We start from the raw sequence: 22752 nt of genomic DNA, 5'->3' as shown, positions 1-22752 counted from the left end.
TTGGCAACAAACTGATAATTTTACAAAATTGATTTTAACGTCGTTAAATTTGACTTTTATACAAAAAAAGCATATCATATATTTTAGGTATAATTGAGAAAATAAATATTGAATAACACTGAAAATGTATTCACAAGGTGCAGTTTTCGGTGTTATTGACAAAAAAACGGGGGGGTAATTTTATGGAAGAAAAAGATTTGAAAGAAATCGAGAAGCGCTTGGGCTACAAAAACGTAGATGCTTGGACAAAACTTTCAGAGGAAGAAAAGGAAAAAGTTTATCAATTTGCGGAAGAATACAAGGCTTTTATGGCGGAATGTAAGACCGAAAGAGAAACTACTGACAAAATAATAGAAATGGCTGAGAAAAAAGGGTTCATCAATATTGAGCAAGTCACCAATTTAAAACCAGGCAGCAAGGTGTATTACAACAACAAAGGCAAGTCAGTAGTTTTGGCTGTTATCGGCAAAGAATCAATGCAAAAAGGTATAAAAGCTGTGGCAGCCCACATAGATTCTCCTAGAATTGATTTGAAGCCCAATCCCATGTACGAAGAAGGCGGATTAGCTTTATTTAAAACCCATTATTATGGGGGAATCAAAAAATATCAATGGGTAACTATTCCTTTAGCACTTCACGGAGTAATTGTAAAAGCAAATGGAGAAAAAATAAACATCGTAGTAGGGGAAGATGAAAATGATCCGGTTCTCTACATAACAGATTTGCTGCCTCACCTTGGAAAAGACCAGCTGGAGAAAAAAGTGGGAGAGGCCATAACAGGAGAGGCGTTAAACGCTGTAATAGGGAGCATTCCCCTTTCTGAAGAAGTGAGTGTCAAACCCAATATTTTAAAGTATTTAAATGAAAAATACGGCATAGTAGAAGAAGATTTTTTAAGTGCAGAACTGGAACTGGTTCCTGCTTATAAACCTCGCGATATAGGCTTTGACAGAAGCATGATTGGAGCTTACGGTCAAGATGATAGAGTTTGTGCATATACAACTTTACGAGCTATCCTTGAGCTTGACGTTCCAGAAAAGACGGTTGTAGCTATATTTGCAGATAAAGAAGAAATAGGCAGTATGGGCAATACTGGTTTGCAATCAAGATTTTTTGAAAATTCTATTGCTGAGATATTGGAAAAATATGAAGGAAGCACTGATATTAAGTTGAGAAGAGTGCTGGCTAATTCTGAACTTTTATCAGCTGATGTCAATGCTGCATTTGATCCTACTTATCCAGAAGTTAGCGAAAAACAAAATTCTGCTTATTTAGGAAAAGGTGTTTGCATTACTAAATATACAGGTTCAAGAGGCAAAGGCGGTTCTAACGATGCCAATGCTGAATTTGTTGGTAAGATAAGAAAGCTTTTTAATGAAAATGGAGTGGTATGGCAGTCTGGTGAGCTTGGCAAAGTTGACATGGGGGGCGGCGGAACTGTAGCACAGTTTGTAGCAAATTACGGTATGGAAGTTTTGGACTGCGGTGTTGCTCTTTTAAGCATGCACGCACCTTATGAATTGTCTTCTAAAGTAGATGTGTATATGGCTTACAAAGCTTACAAAGTGTTTATGGAAAAGGAATAAAAATCCAGGGAGGGAATCCCCGGATTTTTTATTCCTTTATAAACAGTTCAACGACTATTACTCCATTACCCTCTTTGTTTTTTACTACTCCTATCCCAATTTTATTATAATAAGGGTTCAAAATGTTTGCTCTGTGCCCGTCTGAATTCATTAAAGAATAGTGAGCTTTTATAACATCTGAGTTTAAAGCTATATTTTCTCCTGCAGCATAATACTTTATTCCGAACTTTTTCATCATGTCAAAAGGAGAAGCATAAATGGGCGAATTGTGAGAAAAATAATTGTTTTCTTTCATGTCTTCGGCTTTTAATTTAGCAACTTTACAAAGATTCTCGTCTACTTCAAGAGCTTTTAAATTGCGACTGGTTCTTTCTTTGTTTATCAATTCTATTAAGGTATTTTCTTCTTTTGTTAATGAATTATTAGTTGTTTGCTGCGGTTTTAAATTTTCTGCATTATTTACATCAGTGGTATTATAATTTGTTGTTTTAAAAGGAGTTAAATTTTTTTGAATTTTTAGGTTGTCGTAAGAGTAATATTTTGGATAGTTTAAAGTTATAAAATTATTTGCTTGATAATTATAAATTTGGTAATTATAAGCTGGTATTTTAAAAGTTACTATGTTTTTTGCAAAATACTCGTAAGAATAAAAGATAGAAGCATTAGCAGTACTCGCTGTCAAAATTGCGGTTACTGCTACCAATATTGTTATAAATGATTTTGCTTTCATTTTGTATTACCACCTCAAAATCATATATTCTATGTTTCTTTTAAAATTCCTTTAAGTAATTTGTGGAGAGAGAGGAATATGTATCAACTTGCTTTACTTTTGAATATATTGATTTTGAGGTGGTATAATGTGAAATATGGATTGATTGTCTTTTACTCCTATCAACACGGCTTGATGACAGAAAAAATTTTAAAAAAGAATAGCATTCCTGTGGAATTTGTGCCTACTCCAAGGAGCATAACCAACAGTTGTAGTCATTCTTTAAAGTTTGGTATAGAATACACTAAAGTCATAAAAGATATCCTGCAAAGAATAAATATTCCCTATAAAGGAATATACGAAGTAGAAAAAACTTATTCTGGTTACGAAGTGATAAATATTCTTTAAGATTGATCCGGCTTTTTAAATATGTTTTTTATTTTTTCAATGGTGCTGGTATTTTGTAGCATTTCAATTTTGTTACTTAGAAGTATTATTTTATTTTGAAGGTCTTTTATTTGCTTTTTGAGATTTTCGTTTTCCAATAACAAGCTGTTTACCATTGTGTTATAATTGTCCGCTTTAAGGGCGATTTTTGCTTTTTCTTCGCTTATTTGCTTCACTAATTCTTGCAATTCAGTTATATTTCTGTTTTTTATTGTAAGTTCAGAATTTTTTCTGGTGAGCTCCTCTTCTAACAATCTTTTTTCTTCCTTGATGTTTTCTATCTTTTTTATGAGTATATTTAAGTATTCTTGAACTTCCTTAATATAAAAAGTAAAATATGAATCTTTTTCTCCATTTTTTCTGGTTAACTTGTATTGCAAGGAAGGGATAAAATCGCCTTCACTGTTTATAAAAGAATAGTTGCTTTTGAGGTTATCTTTTATGTTTTTTAATTTGAACAAAGTGTAATCAGAAGGAAAAGGAGGAATTTTAAAAGGTTTACTCCAGCTAGTGCCATTGTCAGAGGACATAGCAGTGAAAAAAACGTTATTTTGTATGTATGTGCACCATAAATTGTTTTCCAAAACAGTAAAGTAACAGCTTTTGATGTTGTTGGAGTAAGCCAGTGTTAATGAACTGCTCCAACTGCCTTTAGGCCAGCTTCCAGGGGTCTTTTTTTTGTATTTTATCTCTTGTATTATATCTTCTTCTACCCACAGGATGTGTACATTTTTCTCTGAATCTACAATTACGTCTGGGAAAAAGATGCTTTCTGCTTCTGCTATAAGAGATTTTTGGGACCACCTGTCTTTTATATAACAAGCATAGTACAGCTGGTGTTTATTTTTTTCTTTGGTGATGTAGATTAAATGAATATTTCCCTCCTCATCCAAAAATAGATTATAAAATGGAGTGAAGGAAATGTTTTTTATTAAGGCTATGTTGCTTCCACTCCAGCTTTTGTCCCATTTTTGATGTATTAAGTAAACTTCGTGAGGATTATTGGAATTGTGAATTGCAAAAAATATGTGCAGTATTTTTTCTTTTATCAAAAGGTTAAAATTGCTAATATGCGTTTTTTTATCTTTATAAGCATATAAAACCTTTTTTGTCCATTCGCTGCTTTTTTGCGTCAAAAAAATTATTTCATTTTCTTGATTGTAATATATTACATTTTTGTTTCCATCTTCATCGTAACAGGCGTCGAAATCAGTGAAACAGTCATCGGCAATTACTTCTTCGGTTATGTCGCCACTTTTTGCAAAACACAATATTATTTTTTTATCTTTGAGGTAAAGATACTGTAAAAGGTCATCTTTTTTTTTAATAAGGACCTTGTCCATGAAATTTCACTCCTTTCGGTAAAAATATATGCATAACAATTGTTGAATAGAATTGACATGTTATTGACAATGATTATGCAGAAAAAAAAGCAGGATTTTTCGCATAAGGTGTAGAAATAATAAAAAAAAAGTGAGATAAAAATTTGGGTACAAAATGGCTTAAAAGGAAAAGGAGGATTGAAAATGGATTACGATGTTATAGTTTTAGGCGGAGGACCAGGAGGTTATACTGCTGCTATTAGACTCAGCGAATTAGGGAAAAAAGTCGCTGTTGTAGAAGAAGATTCATTAGGGGGAACTTGTTTAAATCGAGGTTGTATACCGACGAAAGTCTATTCTCATGCGGCTGAGCTTATAAATGCCATAAAAGATGCTAAAGACTTTGGAATAATGGCCCAGTATACATTGGATATTGCAAAACTTCGTCAGAAAAAAGAAAGAGTAGTAAAAAGACTTGTCGGTGGAGTAGGCTATTTAATGAACTTACACCATATAGATGTTATAAAAGGGAGAGGTAGGTTTGTTGATGAAAATACTATAGAAGTTGATAAAAGATACACAGCAGAAAATTTTATAATTGCAACAGGTTCAAAGGTGTTTTTACCTCCTATTGAAGGGATTAACTTAGAAGGTGTTATTACAAGTGATAAAGCGTTAGAACTTGAAAGAATTCCTGAAAAAATTGTCATCATAGGGGCGGGAATTATAGGATTGGAATTTGCAAATATTTATTCTGCTTTAGGAAGTAAAGTTATCATCATTGAAATGCTTCCTCAACTTTTGCCTATGTTAGATAGAGACATAGCAGATACGATGGAAAAAATTTTGAGGCATAAAAAAATTGAACTACATTTAAACAGTAAAGTAGAAAAGATAGAAGAAGGTTTAAAGGTAGTTTATACCACAGAAGGGAATACTCAGGTAGTGGAATGTGATACTGTTTTAGTCGCTGTAGGAAGAGTTGCCAATGTAAATGGAATTGAAGCTTTAAATCTTGATATGGATAAAAAGGGCATAAAAGTCGACTCCCACATGAGGACAAGCATAAAAAATATATATGCAATTGGAGATGTTACAGGAGGTATGCAACTGGCTCACGTGGCTTCTTATCAAGGTATTGTAGCTGCTCACAATATAGCAGGAGAAGAAAAGGAAGCGGATTTAAGTGCAGTGCCTAATTGCCTCTATACAAGTCCTGAAATAGCGTGGGTAGGTTTGAATGAGGTTCAAGCAAGAGAAAAATTTGGAGATGTAAAAATAGGCACTTTCCCTTATACGGCTTTAGGACGAGCTATGACTATGGGACAAAACGATGGATTTGTTAAAATAATCGCAGAGGCAAAATACAATAGAGTAGTGGGGATGGAAATAATAGGTGCTGGCGCTACAGAGATAATCCATGAAGGTGTACTTGCTATAAAAGAAGAATTTACATTAGAAGAGTTGGCAGATGCAATTCACGCTCATCCTACGCTTTCAGAAAGCATAAAAGAGGCAGCAGAAGACGCATTAGGAATGCCTATAAACAAAGGATAAGTTAAAGGAGAGATTCACTTGAGAAAAGGAGAAGTGTTAAAACTGGGAATTGTACCTTATATGGAGGGAAAAGAGATACAGCTTAAAGCCTTTGAAAGAGTTAAAAAGGACGAGACGGACGGGATTCTTGTTTATAAATTAGAAGAGACAATTATAAAACTCTTGGAGGAGTATGGTATAAAAGCGGGAAGGAAGCCTAAATACACCGGAGTATGGGTAGGAGATGAAAAGATATGTGCCATAGGTATCGCTGTTAGGCGCTGGATTACTTGGCATGGAATAGCCTTTAATGTAAATACTGACCTTTCATATTTTGGCTTAATAAATGCCTGCGGCATTACTGAGTTTGGAGTTACTTCTATGCAAAAACTTGGAATAAATGAAGACATAGAAAAAGTAAAAGAAAAAAATGGTTGATAAATTTAGCGAAGTATTAGGTATACACTTTAGTGAGATAACTTTAGATAGATTGGCGGTGATTGATAATGCAAAAGCCTGAATGGCTCAAAGTGAGGCTATTGAACGAAGATTTAAACAGGATGGAAGCTTTTTTAAAAAGTATGTCTTTAAACACAGTTTGTCAAAGTGCCAACTGTCCCAACATGGGGGAATGCTTTGCGAGAAAGACAGCTACTTTTATGATTATGGGAAATATATGTACGCGAAACTGTAGGTTTTGTGCGGTAGAAAAAGGACATCCTCAACCTCTTGATGAGAATGAGCCTCGAAGAATTGCTGAGGCTGCTCAAAAGTTAGGATTAAAGCATGTAGTGGTTACTTGTGTTACAAGAGATGATTTACCGGATGGTGGAGCATCACATTTTGCAAAGACAATCTATGAACTTAAAAAATTGCCAGGAGTTACAGTTGAAGTACTTGTATCTGATTTTATGGGTAAAGAAGAGTCTATTGCTCAAGTAGTAGAAGCCAAGCCAGATATAATAAATCACAATGTAGAAACAGTACCGAGACTTTATCCCAATGTAAGGCCAAAAGCAGATTATTTAAGGTCTTTAAACCTTTTAAAAAAGTCAAATGAATTAGACACTTATATTCTTACTAAGTCAGGAATTATGGTGGGGCTTGGGGAAACAGAAGAAGAGGTTATACAAGTTATGAAAGACTTAAGAAGTGTTGATTGTGACATGATGACTATAGGACAGTATTTGAGACCTTCAGCAAAACATATAGAAGTAGCAGAATATGTTACTCCACAGCAATTTAAGAGATATGAAGAGATAGGATATGAATTAGGTTTTAAATACGTAGCTTCTGGTCCCTTAGTCAGAAGTTCTTATCATGCTGATGAGGGGTTGAAGGTGACAAAGGCTTAATGAATTTGATTTGATTTTTTAAAATTTTTTGATATTACCTAAATTTATGATATAATATTGTTAGGATTTAGTATATAATAAGAGGGGATGGTAAATTATGCCTGAATTTGGAACGCCTTTTTCGGGGCTTAGTGAAAAGCGTAAACTTACTCATGAAGAATTGGTAAGGGCTATACGCTTTATGGTGGCGGCAGAGTATGAGGCAGTTCAACTTTATACTCAGTTGGCAGAAGCTACTGATAATGAATTAGCAAAAGCAGTTTTAATGGACATAGCAGATGAGGAAAAAGTGCATGCCGGAGAGTTTTTGAGGCTTTTGAAAGAATTAGCTCCTGATGAGGAAAAATTTTACGAAGAAGGGGCAAAAGAAGTAGAGGAGATAATTGAGGAGATTAAATGAAGAAAGAAGAATTAGTTGCTTTAGATATTTAGAAGTATGAGTGCAAATTGGACAAATAAAATTTTAAAATCCTAACTGAGTTAATTGCAAAATTATTGATATAGGTGGTGTTGTATTATGTCAAAATTAAATGAAACTATATCAAGAATTACAGATTTAAATAAAGAAGCCATAAAAAAGGCCCAGCAGCATCTGGATATACTCACAAAGCCGCAAGGAAGCTTAGGCATACTGGAAGATATCGTAAAACAATTAGCAGGTATTACAGGCAATCCCATGCCTAAATTAGGGGAAAAAGTCGTCATTATTATGGCAGGAGATCACGGTGTTGTAGAAGAAGGTGTAAGTGCATTTCCCCAGGAAGTAACATACCAGATGGTATTGAATTTTCTGGCAGGAGGCGCAGCTATAAATGTGCTTTCTCGCCATGCAGGTGCTAAAATCGTATGCTGTGATATAGGTATCGCTGTTGATGTAAAGCACCCTGATCTCATAATAAAAAAAGTCAGACACGGTACCAATAATATGACTAAAGGTCCAGCAATGAGCCGCAGTGAAGCTATAAGAGCTGTTGAAGCAGGCATAGAAGTAGCAGAAGAACAAATCGCTAAAGGCGCCACAATCTTAGCTACAGGAGACATGGGCATAGGAAACACTACGCCTAGCAGCGCCATACTTAAGGTATTTACAGGATGCCCTATAGAAAAAGCCGTGGGCAGAGGTACTGGCTTAAATGACAACGGCTTAGCCAGAAAAGCGATGGTCATAAATAGAGCTATTGAAATAAACAATCCTGATCCAGGAGATCCTATAGATGTGTTATCAAAAGTGGGTGGATTGGAAATAGCAGGATTGACCGGAGTAATATTGGGTAGCGCCGCCCACAAAATTCCCGTGGTTATCGACGGTTTTATCTCAACAGCTGCAGCCATGATAGCAGGCAAAATTGAGCCTAAAGCTATTAATTACATGATTGCATCCCATGTATCTGAAGAACCCGGTCATAAACTCATGCTGGAAACACTGGGACTTAGTCCTATATTGCATATGAAAATGCGCCTTGGAGAAGGCACCGGTGCTGCACTAGCTTTTCACATTATAGATGCAGCGACCCATGTTCAGAGTGAAATGGCTACTTTTGAATCAGCTGGTGTAACAACAGCTCCTTTGACCATCGATTAATAGATGAGGCTACTGCTGCTAAATTTTTAGAGAATATTAGAGAATCCGGTATCGTTGCTTATTTAAAATCACCAAGCCAATGTTGAAAAATGAAGTTTAATTTTCACATTGGCTTGGTTTATTTAACAGAGAAATAAATGACTAATTTAACCACAGTTGATTTGATTTTTTAAAATTTTTTGATATTACCTAAATTTATGATATAATATTGTTAGGATTTAGTATATAATAAGAGGAGATGGTAAATTATGCCTGAATTTGGAACGCCTTTTTCGGGGCTTAGTGAAAAGCGTAAACTTACTCATGAAGAATTGGTAAGGGCTATACGCTTTATGGTGGCGGCAGAGTATGAGGCAGTTCAGTTTTATACACAGCTTGCGGAATCAATAGACAATAAACTGGCAATTGCAGTTTTAAAGGAAATAGCAGATGAAGAAAGAGTACATGCTGGAGAGTTTTTGAGGCTTTTGAAAGAATTAGCTCCTGATGAGGAAAAATTTTACGAAAAAGGGGCAAAAGAAGTAGAGGAGATAATTGAGGAGATTAAATGAAGAAAGAAGAATTAGTTGCTTTAGATATTTAGAAGTATGAGTGCAAATTGGACAAATGAAATTTTGAGTTTTGAGGAGGATATTTATGAAAAGTTTTGGTTCATTGTATCAAAGTGGAGATTGGAAAGGCGAAAAACACGTACCTGTAATCCACCTTCCTGAAAAAGTTAAAAAGGGTGAAGTAATTGAATTAAAAGTTAACGTGGGAGAGGAAATTCCACATCCCAATACTTTAGAGCATCACATTGCGTGGATTAAAATTTGTTTCCATGGTGAAGGAGATAAATTTCCTGTTGAAATAGGCAATTACAATTTTACAGCCCACGGAGAGTACGGTGTTTTTACTGAGCCTTACATAATTGTTAAGTTTAAAGCTGGAAAATCAGGAACAATTTATACGGCAAGTTATTGTAATATACATGGGTTATGGGAAAATAGCAAGGAAGTTGTAGTAGAAGAATAGAAAATTTAGCGGCTTTCATAAGAAAAAAAACTCTCTCATGCGGACTTGCTGAGAGAGCTTTTTGTTGCATTTATTGTAACAAAATTTACATTGGTTGCGTATATTGTAGGTAGAAAAGAGAAGTTTCAGAAATGGTGTAAGCCATGAAGGGGGAAATAATATGGCTTTTTCTAAAAAGATGGTGGGACAGCAAGAAATAGTGCCAGGCCCTGTACAGCCAGGGCAACTTCCTGAACCTACAGAGATAGCTTGCATTGAAGTGACTAAGATATATGATGCTTGTTCGCAGAGACTATGCCTTGATAATATACCTCCTATTACGTTTGTACCAACAAATCTAACTTTAACTCCTTCTTTTGGAGGATGTGAAAATATAACAGTATCTTTGCTGACGCCTCCGGGTTTTGTGATAACTCCGCTTCCTGATAGACCAGGATTTGCAAGAGTAGAAGCGACTTTTCAGGTGACTTATGATATTGTCATTAATTTTCCTGATGGGACTACGCAGACATTACCAGGAAATATTACCACATTTACAAAAGACATTGTCCTTTACGTGCCAGAGCCTGATGTAGCAATAATGAAGTATGAGGCGTTGGCAGAGTGCTTATATGGCAAAGTTAATGTAGGTGCTACTACAACTGTAGATGTGATAATAGGAGTATGGATTGTGATAAAATCTGCGGTAGATGTGCAGCTATTAGTTCCTTCTTACGGATTTTGCCCGACTCCTGCAACTTGCGAAGAATTTCCAACTAATGTATGCGATGAGTTTAACAAAAGACCTTTCCCATCATTTATGCCGCCACAAATGTACCAAAATCCTTATTAAAAGCCAGCGTGTGGCTGGCTTTTTTACATAATGATTGACTCTTTATTGTTTTTGTGGCAAAGTTAATATATAGAGGAAAGAAAAATTTAATTAGTGAAAGGTGTGTTGTAAGTGAGCGAAAGCTTGAGAAATGATATTTTGATGAGATTAAAGACAATAAAGGGCCATATTGCTGGTATAGAAAAAATGGTAGAAGAATCAAAAGAGTGTCAGGATATATTGCTGCAAATTGCAGCAGTTAAAGCCTCATTAGAAAAAGTAGGCATGTCAATTATTCAAGAACACGCTAAAGAATGTATATTAGCAAGTGAGGATGGAAAGGCTACCTATGAAGATGTGCAAAGGATTATCAATTTGCTAATCAAATTTGTCAAATAAAATACGTTGTTAATGGTTAAAAGTTTGTAAAGGACAGATTTGTCGGAGTGATGGACAACACTTAAAATGGTTGTTATCAACTACAAAAAATCTAACTAAAAGGGATGATGTCCATGGAAGTATATCTTGACAATAGCGCAACTACCAGAGTTAGAAGCGAAGTAATTGAAAAGATAGTGGAGGTTTTAGACAAGCAATATGGCAATCCCTCTTCTTTGCATATGAAAGGCTATGAAGCTGAAAAGTTAATGAGTGAAGCGAGAGAAAATGTTTCTAAGTTAATAAACGGCGATAATGAGGGGATAATTTTTACATCGGGCGGTACAGAGTCAAACAACCTTGCTTTAATAGGGGTTGCTGAAAGCTTAAGGAAGAAGGGCAATCACATAATATCTTCAAAAATTGAACATCCTTCTGTGCTTAATGTGCTAAAGCACCTTGAAGAAAACGGATTTGATGTGACATATCTTGATGTGGATAAAACAGGAAAAATAGATTTAGAAGATTTTAAAGGGGCGATAACTGACAAGACTATATTCATATCGATAATGGCTGTAAATAATGAAATAGGCACTATAGAGCCAATAGATGAAATAGCAGACATTGCAGACGAAAAGGACATAGTTTTTCACGTAGATGCTATACAAGCAGCAGGAAAAATAAATATAGATGTTAAAAAGCAAAAAATAAAGATGGTGTCTTTAAGCAGCCATAAAATACACGGTCCTAAAGGAGTAGGAGCACTTTATGTAGATAAATCAGTTAGAATAAGGCCGATAATTTTTGGAGGAGGGCAAGAAAAGAATTTAAGGTCTGGGACAGAAAATTTGCCTGGAATTGTGGGGTTTGGCATAGCAAGCAAATTGGCTAAAGAAAACTTTAACGATAATATAAATAAATTAATGAACTTGAAAAGAAAGTTATACCAAGGTATAGTTTCTGAAATAAAAGATATCCATTTAAACGGTCCAGATATTGAAGGTGGAGCGCCGCATATACTTAATATTTCTTTTGCTGGCGTAAGAGGGGAAGTACTTTTACATGCTCTTGAGGAAAAAGGTATATACGTTTCTACAGGTTCAGCTTGTTCTTCCAAAAAGAAAGGACAAAGCCACGTTCTAAAAGCAATAGGTCTTAAAGAGGACCTCATTGAAAGTGCTATAAGATTTTCTTTTGGAATTTTTAATACAGAAGAAGAGATTGACTATACAATATCAGTTTTAAAAGAAAAAGTAAATTTTCTTAGAAAATATAAACGGAGGTAAAATATGCAGGATGTATTGTTGATTAAATACGGAGAACTGGCATTAAAAGGTGATAACAGGTCCTTTTTTGAAAACAAACTTGTGAAAAATATAAAAAGCGCTCTTAAAGACTTTAAAGAGGTTAAAGTTGAAAAAACCCATGGCAGAATATACGTAGAATGCGATGGGGATATTGAAGAGGTAATAGAAAGGCTAAAAAAAATTTTTGGCATTGTAGGCATAACAAGGGCAAAAAAGATTGGTTTAAACTTGGAGGAAATATATGAAGCTGCTATAGAACTGATGAGGGAATACCAAGGAAAGACGTTTAAAGTAGAGACAAAAAGGTCAAATAAATCTTTTCCCTATGACAGCATGGAAGTAAGCCGTAGAGTCGGAGCTGCGGTTTTAAAGAATGTAAAAGGCCTTAAGGTGGATGTTCATAACCCTGATGTGCTTTTAAATGTAGAAATAAGGGAGATGGCTTTTGTCTATGCAGGAGTAATCGAAGGAGCAAAAGGACTTCCGCTTGGCACTAATGGCAAAGCTACTGTGCTTTTGTCAGGGGGCATTGACAGCCCTGTAGCTGCGTGGATGATGATGAAAAGAGGAGTAGAGATAAATGCTGTATATTTTCACAGTCCACCATATACATCTGAAAGGGCTAAAGACAAAGTGGTGGATTTGTGCAAAGTGCTTTCTCAATATGGCCAAAGCATAAAATTGCATGTGGTGTATTTTACTGATTTACAACTGGAAATTTATGAGAAATGTCCTGCTAAGTTTACTACTATAATAATGAGAAGAATGATGATGAAAATTGCTGAGAAAATAGCCAAAAACACAGGTTCTATGGCGCTTATAACAGGTGAAAGTTTGGGACAAGTTGCAAGCCAGACAATTGAAAGTTTGTATGTCACAAACGCTTCAGTTTCTATGCCTGTTTTTAGACCACTGATTGGAATGGACAAGACTGAAATTATAGAATTAGCACAAAAAATCGGTACTTTTGAAATCTCTATAAGACCTTATGAGGATTGTTGCACTATATTTGTGCCAAAACATCCGGCGACAAAACCCACATTAGAAAAAGTTGTTGAAGCAGAGGAAAAAATGGACTATCAAAAGTATATAGATAACATTGAAATGGAGATTATAGATGTTTAAAAATCAAGCGTTTATTGCTTGACTTTTTTGTATAATGGAATCTAAAATAAATTAAAATTTATTAAAACAAAAATAAAAAAATTTAAAACAGATATTGACGTTTTTGAAATGTATGTTATAATGGAATTACAAGGGAAAAGGGGAAATGTGACATCGTTTAATAGAAACTTTAGCTTATATTTATGTCATAAAAAACTCGGGTTTTAAAAGAGGCGATGTTTGTGAATGAAATTTTAGGAAGGTGTCCTGTTTGCGGTGAAAAACTTGCAGTGACAAAACTCGAATGCCCTCAATGTGGTACGGCAATTGAAGGGAAATTTGAACTTTGTAAATTTTGCTATTTATCGAAAGAGCAAAGGGATTTTATGGAGCTTTTTATAAGGACAAGGGGTAATATAAGGGAAATGGAGAAGGAATTAGGACTTTCATACCCGACAATTAGAAACAAGTTGGACAATTTGATTGCAGCATTGGGATATAAAGTTGAAGAAACGCCTAAAGTAGACAAAAAAGAAGTACTTAAGAGGTTGGAAAAGGGCGGGATAACTGTGCAAGAAGCTTTGAAGCTTCTTAAAGAGTAATTGTTTAGGGGGCAGTTTTATGAGTGAAGAAAGATAATTGATTTTAAAGATGTTAGAGAAAGGGAAAATAACAGCAGAAGAAGCTGCAGAACTACTAAAGGCTATTGATGAGAAAAGATAAGAGGCACAAATAGGAGAAAAAGTAGGCCAAAGAGGAAATTACAAGTGGATGAGAGTAAAAGTTCATGACACTGCTACTAATAAATTAAAAGTAAATATAGCAATACCTTATAACCCTGTTAAGTTTGGCTTGAAGCTTGGTATGAAATTTATTCCTTCAGAGCTTATAAATGCAGAAGTAAATACAGAAGAAATTTTAGAAGCAATAAAAACGGGGGGCAGAGGGAAAAATAGTTGATGTTTATGATGAAGAATCTGGTGAACCTGCACCTTGCGCATAAAAGCAGAGACTTATTAAATATGATTTTTTAAATATGATTTTATCTACAGTCTGAAAGCGCATAAAGCGCTTTTTATACGTTAAACCTAAAAACTACTACATCTCCGTCTTGCATTACGTAATCTTTTCCTTCCAGCCTCATGAGCCCCATCTCTCTTGCTGCAGTCTGAGAGCCAGCCTTTACTAAATCCTTATAAGAAATTACTTCTGCCCTTATAAACCCTTTTTCAAAGTCTGAATGAATTTTTCCTGCTGCTTGAGGTGCTTTTGTGCCTTTTTTTATTGTCCAAGCGTGGACTTCTTTTGGTCCAGCGGTGAAAAAGGTTATAAGTCCAAGGAGAGAGTAACCATGCCTTATTATGTTGTTAAGGCCAGGTTCGGCAAGGCCGTATTCTCTCAAAAGTTCATTTCTTTCTTCATCACTTAAAGAAGCTAATTCTTCTTCAATTTTTGCACTTATAACTAAAACTTGGGAATTCTCATTTTCAGCATATTCTTTTAGTTGCTTTACATATTGATTTTCTTCACCTGAAATTAAGTCTTCTTCTGATATATTTGCTACATACATAACAGGTTTATAGGTAAGCAACATAAGTTGACTTACAAAACTTTTTTCTTCTTCGGTAAATTGAAGAGCCCTTACAGGTTTCCCTTCATCTAATCCTTTTTTTATTTTTTCAAGTACTTCCACTTCAAAGGCTGCTTTTTTATCATTTCGCGCAAGTTTTGATGTTTTTTGAAGACGCCTTTCAATAACTTCCATGTCAGCAAGTATAAGCTCTAAAGTTATTATTTCAACATCTCTTATAGGATCAATACTTCCTTCTACATGGACAATGTTGCTATCTTCAAAGCATCTTACCACGTTTAATATAGCATCAACTTCCCTAATATGAGAAAGAAATTTATTTCCTAAACCCTCACCTTTACTGGCGCCTTTTACTAAACCTGCTATGTCTACAAATTTGATTGTTGCAGGTATGACTTTTTGCGGATTTTCAATTTTAGCTAAAAAATCTAACCTTTCATCAGGCACAGATACAATTCCGACATTTGGATCAATAGTGCAAAAGGGGTAATTTGCACATTCTGCACCTGCTTTTGTAATTGCGTTAAACAAAGTGCTTTTACCGACGTTAGGTAGTCCAACAATTCCTATTTCCATTTCATCTTCCCTCCAATAGTTTTACATATGCATTATATATTACTCACAAAATTTTTTCAAATGTTTTTCATAAAAATTCCATAATTTAGCATAATACTTTTTAATAAAAGTGCAAAAATATATTTTGAGGAGGTGCATAGCTTTGAAAAAAATAAAAAATATTATAACAATAATTCTCATTGGGATAATGATAATGACGTCAATGGCAGGATGCAAAACTGCGACTAAAAAGCCTACTCCTGCACGTTATACCCCGGCGCCTACAAGGACGACTCCTGCACCTTCTAAAACAGCTCCAGGGTATACAACACCTGTACCTAGAACACCAACAGTGCCGGCTCCAACCCCTGTGAGAAAGCCTACTCCAGAAAGTGCGAGGGCAGCTAAAATAGCTTCAAATGTTGCTAAAATTCCAGAGGTAAATAAGGCGACTGTGGTAGTATCAGGTAGTAATGCCCTTGTAGGTATAGATATGAAGGCAAGGGTGCAAGGAGCACATGAGACAGATATAAAAAAGAAAGTGGAAAAGACTGTTAAAGATACTGATAAGGCTATAAAAAGAGTTTATATAACTGCCGACCCAGACTTGTACAAAAGAATAGACAACATTGCCAGAGGAATTTCTGCGGGAAGACCAGTTTCTGAATTTGCAAAACAAATATCAGAAATTATAAAACGAATTACACCTGGTATGTAGCAAAAACCTGGGGGTTTTTCCCCGGGTTTATGTATTATTGACTTTGTGTTACAATTATCATATAATAAAAAGATAATTGGATTATTTTAGAAGGAGTGAAATGTATGGGTTTAATTGGAAAACAGATTGGGGATGGAATAAATTTATACATAGATACAACTGATAAATTTAAGACTGTAACGATTAATCTATATGTACATAATCAGCTGGGAAGTGATACGACCAAATATGCTTTGATACCTTCTGTGTTAAAAAGAGGTACTTTAAATATTAAAACTTATAAAGAGATGGTTAAATACTTGGAAAACCTATACGGCACCACCATGGCTGTCTCTGTTTACAAAAAAGGGGAAAGACACCTTCAGCAGTACAGGTTAGAAATGCCTCAAGAGGATTACATAAATGAAAACATATTAGAAGAGGGTGTTAGATTTTTAAAAGATTTGATTTTTAACCCCCTTGTTGAGGACAATGCTTTTAATAAAGACTATGTATTACAAGAAAAGGAAATTCATAAAAATTTAATAAATTCGAGAATTAATGATAAAACAAAATATGCGGTGGATCGCTGTTTTGAGGAAATGTGCAAAGGGGAACCTTTTGCTATTTTTGAATTGGGAAGTACAGAGGACTTGGACTTTATTGATGAAAAGAAATTGTATCAGTATTATCAAAATTGTATTGATACATTGCCAATCGATATATACGTTGTAGGAAATGTTGAACCTAACTATGTAGAAAATGTTTTTAGGAAGTATTTTGAAATTAAAAGAGGCCAAATATTACAAATTCCAGTGGCAAATATATATAAAGAAGTGAAAGAAGTAAAATACGTTACAGACAAACTGGATGTCACGCAAGGCAAACTTACTCTTGGTTTTAGGACTAATGTACTGCCTAACAGTGAAGAGTATTATTCATTGCTTATATACAGTGGGGTTCTTGGAGGAGGACCTTTTTCAAAGCTCTTTATGAATGTTAGAGAAAAAGCAAGCCTTGCCTATTATGCTTATTCCCGTTTGGAAAGGTTTAAAGGATTGATGGTGGTAAGTTGTGGTATCGAAATAGAAAATTACAACAAAGCTCTTGACATAATAAATCAGCAGCTTAAAGACATTGAAAAAGGCAATGTAACAGATTATGAATTAGAATCTACTGTAAAAGCTTTAAAAACTTCAATGAATGCTATGAAAGATAATGCAACTTCTAAATCGGATTATTATTTATCGCAAAAAATAGCAGGTAGTGATGTGGATATAGATGAGTTTATTAAAAAAGTAGAAGCCGTTACAAAAGAGGATGTTGTAGAAGTTGCAAAAAAGGTAAAGCTTGATACAGTATACTTTATGACGAATAAGAGGGAGGGCTAATAATGCGGCAATTGTACAATAAGACGATAGATGAAAAAATATTTTTAGAAGAATTGGAGAACGGTTTAAAAGTCTATATAATGCCTAAAAGAGGTTATACCAAGCAGTTTGCCATATTTGCTACTCATTTTGGTTCTAACGACAGTAAATTTGTAGTTCCTGGAGAAAAAGATGTTACTGAAGTGCCGGATGGTGTTGCCCATTTTTTAGAGCATAAAATGTTTGAGGAGGAAGAGGGAAGCGTTTTTGAACAGTTTTCAAAATTAGGGGCTTCAGCAAATGCTTATACTAATTTTACTACAACGGCTTATTTATTTGCCAGTACAGAAAATTTTTATGATAATTTAAAGCTTTTAGTGAAATTTGTACAAAATCCTTATTTTACAGATGAAAATGTTGAGAAAGAGAAGGGAATAATAGCGCAAGAAATAAGGATGTACCAAGATGACCCCAATTGGAGAGTTTATTTTAACGCCCTTGAAGCTCTTTACCATGTGCATCCAGTGCGAAAAGACATAGCAGGTACTATTGAGTCTATATCAAAAATAAACAAGGAAATTTTATACAAATGTTACAATACTTTTTATCATCCTGAAAACATGGTGTTATTTGCGGTAGGGGATATAGATGTCGATAAGACGATTGATGTTATTAAAGAAAATGTAAGCCAAAAGAAAAAACTAGGGGAGATAAAAAGGATATATCCAGATGAACCTTTGAGCGTTTACAAAAATCAAGTAGTTCAAGATATGCAGGTTTCAATTCCGCTTTTTAATTTGGGTTTTAAAGACACTGATGTAGGCTTCGGCAGCAAAAATCTCTTAAAAAAGAGTTTAGAAACCCAGATATGTCTTGAAATGGTGTTAGGAAGAAGCTCTGACTTGTATGAGAAACTGTACAATGAAGGGCTTATTGACAGTACCTTTAGTTTTGACTACGGTGGTGAAATAGATTACGGCTATTCAATAGTAGGAGGACAATCCAAAGACCCATATAAAGTAAGGGATATGATTTTAGAGGCTATAAAAAATCCTCAATTTTTAATAAAAGAAGATTTTGAGCGCATTAAGAAAAAATATGTGGGGAAATTTTTAAGGACTTTTAATTCAGTAGACAGTATCGCCTATAGCTTTATTAATCTTTACATGAAGGAAATAAATTTATTAGATTATATAGATGTGCTTTACAGTCTAACTTTTGAAGATGTTGTTAAGAGGTTTGAAATTCATTTGCAAGAACAAAATAGCGTGCTTTCTGTGATAAATCCAATTAAGGGTCAGGCGTAATGCCTGATTTTTTATTTTTTTTATTTTTTTTATTAAAATTTAGCAGGATTTTTTGAATTTATATAGAATAACATATTAAGTGGTGTAATGTGGTGGTAAGTGGTAGAATGTGAAAGGAAAGTTTGGTGTTTTACATGTTGATGGGCCAGTATGAACACACGATTGATGCAAAAGGAAGAGTTATAATACCTGCCAAGTTTAGAGAAGAACTGGGGGATAGGTTTGTATTGACAAAAGGGCTGGACAATTGCTTGTTTGTTTACTCGTTGGAAGAGTGGAAGAATATTGAGGCCAAGCTTAAAACTCTACCACTTACAAAGAAAGACGCAAGGGCTTTTACAAGATTTTTCCTTGCAGGAGCTGTGGAATGCGAAATTGACAAACAGGGAAGAATACTTATACCAGCAAATTTGAGAAGCCACGCAAAAATAGAAAAAGACGTCATATTTATAGGCGTTTCTACGAGGGTTGAAATATGGAGCAGAGAGGTCTGGGAAGAATATTCCAACAATATGGATGTTTCTTTTGAAGAAATTGCAGAGCATCTTGATGATTTAAACATATAGGTGTGAGAGATGGAGTACGTACACAAAAGCGTTTTGTTAAAGGAATCAATTGAATATTTAAACATAAAAGCGGATGGGATTTATGTTGATGGAACATTGGGTGGGGGAGGTCACTCCGAGGAAATTTTAAAAAGACTTAAAGCAGGCAGACTAATTGCAATAGACAGAGATATAGACGCTATAAATGCAGCAAAAGAGAGACTTAAAGACTACAAAAATGTCTATTACGTAAACGACAATTTCAAAAATATAAAGGAAATACTTAAGAATTTAAAAATTGACAAAGTGGATGGAATACTTCTTGACCTTGGAGTGTCTTCTTACCAGTTGGATGAAACTCAACGAGGATTTTCATACATGAAGGATGCGCCGCTGGATATGAGAATGGATAAAGAATCGCCTTTTTCTGCTTATGATGTTGTAAACAAGTATTCAGAGGAAGAATTAGAAAGAGTGATAAAAGAATACGGTGAAGAAAAATGGGCATCGCGAATAGCGAAATTCATCGTGGAGGCGAGAAAAAAATCCGAGATAAAGACTACATTTCAGCTGGTAGAGATTATAAAAAATGCGATTCCGGCATCTGCCAGAAGAGAAGGGCCTCATCCTGCAAAAAGAACTTTTCAGGCGATAAGAATAGAGGTTAACGAAGAACTTAAAGACCTTGATAAAGCAATTGAAGATATGGTGGAGGTATTAAGGGGGAAAGGTCGTATCGCAATAATAACATTCCATTCTTTGGAAGACAGAATAGTAAAGAACACTTTTAAAAGATTAGAAAAGCCATGTATTTGCCCGCCTAAAATGCCGTGTACCTGTGGCAAGAAGCCTCTTATAAAGATAATAACTAAAAAACCAGTTATGTCTTCCAAAGAAGAGCTGGAGGTAAACCCGCGATCCCGCAGTGCAAAACTTAGAGTGGCGGAAAAACTGTAAGTTCTAAAAGGAGTGGAGGTAGAATAAATTGATAGTAGCACAAAGAGATTATAATTATGAATATCCCCCGTATACCTCAGAGAAAACGGGACAAGTCAAAAAATCTAAAAAGAAGAAAAAGTTAAAGAATTTGGCATTAATACTTTTTGTAGGTTCTTTAAGTGTTATGATACTTTTTAGATATGCGGTAATTTATCAGAAGTCAATTGCACTTGATAAAATGGAGGAAAATATACGATATACTGAAAATTTGAATCAACAGTTAAAAGCCAAAATTGCTGCTATGAGCGATCCTGTTAGAATTGAAAAAATCGCGAAAGATAAATTGGGAATGCAACAGCCGGATGAAAGCCAAGTTGTGTATGTAAATGTTGGGAAAATAGATACTGTCGCTAAAAATCAAAAACCTGAAGATAAAAATGTTGAAAGGAGTAACTTTTTCATGAGGATATTGGGGGTTTTAAACAGATAGGAGGGATATAAATATATCCGAACATATCTGTAAAAAGAAGAATCCTTTTTTTGCTTTTTTTATCTTCAGTAGCGATATTTGGGCTTGCAGTTCGGCTTTTTTGGATACAAATTGTCAAAAGTGAAGAGTATCAGAAAATGGCACTTCCTCAATGGACTTTAGACGTATCAGTGACTCCTAAAAGGGGAATCATATTTGATAGAAATGGAAAAGTGCTTGCAGAAAATGTAAGTGCAAATAAAATAAGTGTTATTTCTAAAGAGATAAAAGAATCTCAAAAAGAAATGGTAGCTGAAGCGTTGTCAAGAATATTAAATTTGGACAAAGATGAGGTAGTAAAAAAGATTTCAAACAAAAATATGCAAGAAGTGCTGATTGCTAAAAAAGTTGATGATGACAAAGCGAATGAGATAAGGAAATTGAACATAGAAGGAATAATTGTTTCTGAAGATATGAAGAGATATTATCCAGACAGAAATTTAGCTTGTCACGTATTAGGATTTACTGGAATTGATAATCAAGGCTTAGACGGCATTGAATTGGTCTTTGACAATTTCTTAAGAGGTATTCCGGGAAGAATTTCAACGCCAATTGACGCGATAGGAAGAAAAATGAATATTGGAGAAGAAGAGTATTGTGAACCGATGCAAGGGTATAACGTAGTTCTTACAATTGATGAGACGATTCAGCATTTTACTGAAAAAGCTCTTAACCAAGCGATGGTTCAATCAAAGCCTTCTAAAGGGGTAGTAGCTATTGTTATGGACCCTAATACGGGGGAAATACTTGCCTTAGCTAATAGACCTAATTATGACCCAAATGACCCTTTTGCAGGGCAAGAGGAAGAATGGTTTAAATTATGGAGAAATAAAGCCATATCAGATTCCTATGAACCAGGTTCTGTATTTAAAACAATCACTGCTTCTGCAGCGTTGGAGGAAGGAGTAGTAAGGCTGGATGAACAGTTTTATGACCCAGGTTACATAATGGTGGCAGGGCATAGGATAAATTGCTGGGCTACCCACGGAAGTGAGACCTTTGTTCAAGGAGTACAAAATTCTTGTAACGTGGTTTTTGTGACTTTAAGTCAAAGGTTGGGAGTAGAAAAGCTTTATAAATACATACACGCATTTGGATTTGGACAAAAAACAGGGATACTTCTTCCGGGAGAAGCTCCCGGTCTTGTGATGCCAGAGAGCAATATAGGTCCTGTAGAGCTTGCAACTAACTCTTTTGGTCAAGGTATTGCGGTGACTCCTTTGCAGATGATTACGGCTGTATCTGCTATAGCCAACGGTGGAAAATTGATGCAACCTCTCATTGTCAAATCAATTGTAGATTCAAGCGGAAATGTAATAAAAGAATTTAAACCAAAAGTGGTAAGGCAGGTAATTTCAGAGAAAACTTCTGCTACCATGAGAGAGATATTAAAAAGCGTTGTTTCAGAAGGAACAGGTAGAACAGGTTATATAGAAGGTTTTGATGTAGCAGGAAAAACTGGTACAACTGAAAAATACATGCCTGGCAAATATGTAGCCTCTTTTTTGGGCTTTGCACCAGCTGATGACCCAAAAGTCATAGCATTGGTGGTAATAGATGAGCCAAACAATCCAGAATCCCACTTTGGTAGTCAGTTAGCGGCTCCTGTAGTAAAAAGCATTTTAGAGGATACTTTAAGATATTTGGAGGTTAAGCCAAGAGGAATAGAAAAGGCTCCTTTGGTAGAAGTGCCTAATGTGAGGAATATGAAACTTTATGAAGCACAAAATGTGCTGATTTCTAATAAACTTAGATTTATTGTGGAAGGCAGAGGGAATACCGTTTTTGACCAAATGCCTAAACCGGGTGCGATAGTTGAAGAAAATACAACAGTCATTTTGTATTTAAATGACTATGGGGAAGAAAATGTCATTGTTCCTGACTTGACAGGTAAAAGCGTAAAAGAAGCAGCGGAATTATTGAATTCATTAGGACTTAAAATAAAGATAAAAGGCAACGGATTTGCGGTACGACAAGTTCCTTTAGAAGGTACTGTGGTAAAAAAAGGAGAAACTATTGAAGTGGAGTTTAGGCCAAAGGAAAATTAAACATACTCTATGCAAAATTT

General features: G+C 35.0%; 26 protein-coding genes and 1 pseudogene. 24 read left to right on the top strand and 3 right to left on the bottom strand.

The genetic code is table 11. The annotated features are described in order from the left end of the window. Positions 1-182: 182 nt before the first annotated feature. Positions 183-1586, top strand: a complete 1404-nt coding sequence (locus TKV_RS07660; RefSeq protein WP_049685444.1) for an aminopeptidase — start codon at positions 183-185, stop codon at positions 1584-1586. A gap of 28 nt (positions 1587-1614) precedes the next feature. Here the strand turns inward: TKV_RS07660 and TKV_RS07655 are convergent, their stop codons facing one another. Beyond that, positions 1615-2316, bottom strand: coding sequence for a CAP domain-containing protein (locus TKV_RS07655; protein WP_049685443.1), 702 nt, complete (start codon positions 2314-2316; stop codon positions 1615-1617). Positions 2317-2445: 129 nt separating this feature from the next. Between TKV_RS07655 and TKV_RS07650 the strand changes: the two genes are divergently transcribed. Then, positions 2446-2703 carry a DUF3343 domain-containing protein gene (locus TKV_RS07650; protein WP_049686248.1) on the top strand — a complete coding sequence of 86 codons (258 nt, stop codon included), beginning with the start codon at positions 2446-2448 and terminating at the stop codon, positions 2701-2703. Here the strand turns inward: TKV_RS07650 and TKV_RS07645 are convergent. After that, complete coding sequence (locus TKV_RS07645; RefSeq protein WP_049685442.1) at positions 2700-4085, bottom strand: hypothetical protein; 1386 nt, start codon at positions 4083-4085, stop codon at positions 2700-2702. The two genes, TKV_RS07650 and TKV_RS07645, sit on opposite strands and share 4 nt — an antisense overlap. A 183-nt stretch (positions 4086-4268) precedes the next feature. Here TKV_RS07645 and lpdA point away from each other — a divergent pair, with 183 nt between their 5' ends. The 15 genes and pseudogenes from lpdA to TKV_RS13545 all read left to right on the top strand — a co-directional run bounded on the left by lpdA (position 4269) and on the right by TKV_RS13545 (position 14111). Further along, positions 4269-5621, top strand: coding sequence for a dihydrolipoyl dehydrogenase (gene lpdA, locus TKV_RS07640; protein WP_049685441.1), 1353 nt, complete (start codon positions 4269-4271; stop codon positions 5619-5621). Positions 5622-5639: 18 nt separating this feature from the next. Then, positions 5640-6120 (top strand): annotated as a pseudogene (lipB, locus tag TKV_RS07635) (lipoyl(octanoyl) transferase LipB). Beyond that, on the top strand, positions 6107-6955 hold the full coding sequence (lipA, locus tag TKV_RS07630) for a lipoyl synthase (protein WP_049685440.1): 849 nt from the start codon (positions 6107-6109) through the stop codon (positions 6953-6955). Before lipB ends, lipA begins: the two are co-directional and overlap by 14 nt. A 97-nt stretch (positions 6956-7052) precedes the next feature. Continuing rightward, the gene (locus tag TKV_RS07625) at positions 7053-7355 is read left to right on the top strand and encodes a ferritin family protein (RefSeq protein ID WP_049685439.1); all 303 of its coding nucleotides are present in this window, start codon (positions 7053-7055) and stop codon (positions 7353-7355) included. Positions 7356-7472: 117 nt separating this feature from the next. Further along, a complete protein-coding gene (gene cobT, locus TKV_RS07620; protein WP_049685438.1) occupies positions 7473-8537 on the top strand; it encodes a nicotinate-nucleotide--dimethylbenzimidazole phosphoribosyltransferase in 1065 nt (354 codons plus the stop codon). After that, entirely contained in the window at positions 8498-8623 is a 126-nt protein-coding gene (locus tag TKV_RS14165) for a 2-oxo acid dehydrogenase subunit E2 (protein ID WP_148307283.1), read from the top strand. Before cobT ends, TKV_RS14165 begins: the two co-directional genes overlap by 40 nt. A gap of 162 nt (positions 8624-8785) precedes the next feature. Then, positions 8786-9088, top strand: coding sequence for a ferritin family protein (locus TKV_RS07615; RefSeq protein WP_049685437.1), 303 nt, complete (start codon positions 8786-8788; stop codon positions 9086-9088). An 85-nt stretch (positions 9089-9173) separates the two neighbouring features. Beyond that, positions 9174-9551, top strand: a complete 378-nt coding sequence (locus TKV_RS07610; RefSeq protein WP_029688528.1) for a class II SORL domain-containing protein — start codon at positions 9174-9176, stop codon at positions 9549-9551. Between the two features lie 160 nt (positions 9552-9711). After that, positions 9712-10383, top strand: a complete 672-nt coding sequence (locus TKV_RS07605) for a hypothetical protein (RefSeq protein WP_049685436.1) — start codon at positions 9712-9714, stop codon at positions 10381-10383. Positions 10384-10494: 111 nt separating this feature from the next. Then, entirely contained in the window at positions 10495-10761 is a 267-nt protein-coding gene (locus TKV_RS07600; RefSeq protein ID WP_029688530.1) for a metal-sensitive transcriptional regulator, read from the top strand. A 113-nt stretch (positions 10762-10874) separates the two neighbouring features. Further along, positions 10875-12026 carry a cysteine desulfurase family protein gene (locus TKV_RS07595; protein ID WP_049685435.1) on the top strand — a complete coding sequence of 384 codons (1152 nt, stop codon included), beginning with the start codon at positions 10875-10877 and terminating at the stop codon, positions 12024-12026. Positions 12027-12029: 3 nt separating this feature from the next. Then, positions 12030-13172 (top strand): tRNA uracil 4-sulfurtransferase ThiI, encoded by a 1143-nt coding sequence (gene thiI / locus TKV_RS07590; RefSeq protein WP_049685434.1) that lies wholly within the window; start codon positions 12030-12032, stop codon positions 13170-13172. Between the two features lie 221 nt (positions 13173-13393). Further along, complete coding sequence (locus tag TKV_RS07585) at positions 13394-13753, top strand: DUF2089 domain-containing protein (protein ID WP_049685433.1); 360 nt, start codon at positions 13394-13396, stop codon at positions 13751-13753. Between the two features lie 49 nt (positions 13754-13802). Next, positions 13803-13874: an SHOCT-like domain-containing protein gene (locus TKV_RS14160; protein ID WP_394214494.1), complete on the top strand. Its 72-nt coding sequence runs from the start codon at positions 13803-13805 to the stop codon at positions 13872-13874. Positions 13875-13922: 48 nt separating this feature from the next. Next, the gene (locus TKV_RS13545; RefSeq protein WP_236617215.1) at positions 13923-14111 is read left to right on the top strand and encodes a hypothetical protein; all 189 of its coding nucleotides are present in this window, start codon (positions 13923-13925) and stop codon (positions 14109-14111) included. Positions 14112-14226: 115 nt separating this feature from the next. Here TKV_RS13545 and ychF read toward each other — a convergent pair whose 3' ends face one another. Further along, entirely contained in the window at positions 14227-15318 is a 1092-nt protein-coding gene (gene ychF / locus TKV_RS07575) for a redox-regulated ATPase YchF (RefSeq protein ID WP_049685432.1), read from the bottom strand. Between the two features lie 142 nt (positions 15319-15460). On the opposite strand from ychF, the gene TKV_RS07570 reads away from it, so the two are divergent. The 7 genes from TKV_RS07570 to TKV_RS07540 all read left to right on the top strand — a co-directional run bounded on the left by TKV_RS07570 (position 15461) and on the right by TKV_RS07540 (position 22732). After that, a complete protein-coding gene (locus tag TKV_RS07570) occupies positions 15461-16015 on the top strand; it encodes a YhcN/YlaJ family sporulation lipoprotein (protein WP_049685431.1) in 555 nt (184 codons plus the stop codon). Positions 16016-16119: 104 nt separating this feature from the next. Continuing rightward, positions 16120-17385, top strand: coding sequence for an EF-P 5-aminopentanol modification-associated protein YfmF (gene yfmF / locus TKV_RS07565; protein ID WP_049685430.1), 1266 nt, complete (start codon positions 16120-16122; stop codon positions 17383-17385). A gap of 2 nt (positions 17386-17387) precedes the next feature. Beyond that, on the top strand, positions 17388-18671 hold the full coding sequence (yfmH, locus tag TKV_RS07560; protein ID WP_049685429.1) for an EF-P 5-aminopentanol modification-associated protein YfmH: 1284 nt from the start codon (positions 17388-17390) through the stop codon (positions 18669-18671). 134 nt (positions 18672-18805) lie between these two features. Next, positions 18806-19237 carry a division/cell wall cluster transcriptional repressor MraZ gene (gene mraZ / locus TKV_RS07555; protein WP_049685428.1) on the top strand — a complete coding sequence of 144 codons (432 nt, stop codon included), beginning with the start codon at positions 18806-18808 and terminating at the stop codon, positions 19235-19237. 9 nt (positions 19238-19246) lie between these two features. Further along, positions 19247-20173 carry a 16S rRNA (cytosine(1402)-N(4))-methyltransferase RsmH gene (gene rsmH / locus TKV_RS07550; RefSeq protein ID WP_049685427.1) on the top strand — a complete coding sequence of 309 codons (927 nt, stop codon included), beginning with the start codon at positions 19247-19249 and terminating at the stop codon, positions 20171-20173. Between the two features lie 28 nt (positions 20174-20201). Beyond that, positions 20202-20645, top strand: a complete 444-nt coding sequence (gene ftsL / locus TKV_RS07545; protein ID WP_049685426.1) for a cell division protein FtsL — start codon at positions 20202-20204, stop codon at positions 20643-20645. 11 nt (positions 20646-20656) lie between these two features. After that, positions 20657-22732, top strand: coding sequence for a stage V sporulation protein D (locus TKV_RS07540; protein WP_084574219.1), 2076 nt, complete (start codon positions 20657-20659; stop codon positions 22730-22732). Positions 22733-22752: the final 20 nt, after the last annotated feature.

This window comes from Thermoanaerobacter kivui (assembly GCF_000763575.1).
In the GTDB taxonomy this organism is placed as follows: domain Bacteria; phylum Bacillota; class Thermoanaerobacteria; order Thermoanaerobacterales; family Thermoanaerobacteraceae; genus Thermoanaerobacter; species Thermoanaerobacter kivui.
This window is presented reverse-complemented; position numbering and strand designations above follow the sequence as displayed.

What these genes read in the sequence shown, in the direction of transcription:
- TKV_RS07660 (WP_049685444.1), top strand. Translation starts at nt 183, where the DNA reads ATGGAAGAAAAAGATTTGAAAGAAATCGAGAAGCGCTTGGGCTACAAA.
- TKV_RS07655 (WP_049685443.1), bottom strand. Translation starts at nt 2,316, where the DNA reads ATGAAAGCAAAATCATTTATAACAATATTGGTAGCAGTAACCGCAATT.
- TKV_RS07645 (WP_049685442.1), bottom strand. Translation starts at nt 4,085, where the DNA reads ATGGACAAGGTCCTTATTAAAAAAAAAGATGACCTTTTACAGTATCTT.
- lpdA (WP_049685441.1), top strand. Translation starts at nt 4,269, where the DNA reads ATGGATTACGATGTTATAGTTTTAGGCGGAGGACCAGGAGGTTATACT.
- lipA (WP_049685440.1), top strand. Translation starts at nt 6,107, where the DNA reads ATGCAAAAGCCTGAATGGCTCAAAGTGAGGCTATTGAACGAAGATTTA.
- TKV_RS07625 (WP_049685439.1), top strand. Translation starts at nt 7,053, where the DNA reads ATGCCTGAATTTGGAACGCCTTTTTCGGGGCTTAGTGAAAAGCGTAAA.
- cobT (WP_049685438.1), top strand. Translation starts at nt 7,473, where the DNA reads ATGTCAAAATTAAATGAAACTATATCAAGAATTACAGATTTAAATAAA.
- TKV_RS07615 (WP_049685437.1), top strand. Translation starts at nt 8,786, where the DNA reads ATGCCTGAATTTGGAACGCCTTTTTCGGGGCTTAGTGAAAAGCGTAAA.
- TKV_RS07610 (WP_029688528.1), top strand. Translation starts at nt 9,174, where the DNA reads ATGAAAAGTTTTGGTTCATTGTATCAAAGTGGAGATTGGAAAGGCGAA.
- TKV_RS07605 (WP_049685436.1), top strand. Translation starts at nt 9,712, where the DNA reads ATGGCTTTTTCTAAAAAGATGGTGGGACAGCAAGAAATAGTGCCAGGC.
- TKV_RS07595 (WP_049685435.1), top strand. Translation starts at nt 10,875, where the DNA reads ATGGAAGTATATCTTGACAATAGCGCAACTACCAGAGTTAGAAGCGAA.
- thiI (WP_049685434.1), top strand. Translation starts at nt 12,030, where the DNA reads ATGCAGGATGTATTGTTGATTAAATACGGAGAACTGGCATTAAAAGGT.
- TKV_RS13545 (WP_236617215.1), top strand. Translation starts at nt 13,923, where the DNA reads ATGAGAGTAAAAGTTCATGACACTGCTACTAATAAATTAAAAGTAAAT.
- ychF (WP_049685432.1), bottom strand. Translation starts at nt 15,318, where the DNA reads ATGGAAATAGGAATTGTTGGACTACCTAACGTCGGTAAAAGCACTTTG.
- yfmF (WP_049685430.1), top strand. Translation starts at nt 16,120, where the DNA reads ATGGGTTTAATTGGAAAACAGATTGGGGATGGAATAAATTTATACATA.
- yfmH (WP_049685429.1), top strand. Translation starts at nt 17,388, where the DNA reads ATGCGGCAATTGTACAATAAGACGATAGATGAAAAAATATTTTTAGAA.
- mraZ (WP_049685428.1), top strand. Translation starts at nt 18,806, where the DNA reads ATGTTGATGGGCCAGTATGAACACACGATTGATGCAAAAGGAAGAGTT.
- rsmH (WP_049685427.1), top strand. Translation starts at nt 19,247, where the DNA reads ATGGAGTACGTACACAAAAGCGTTTTGTTAAAGGAATCAATTGAATAT.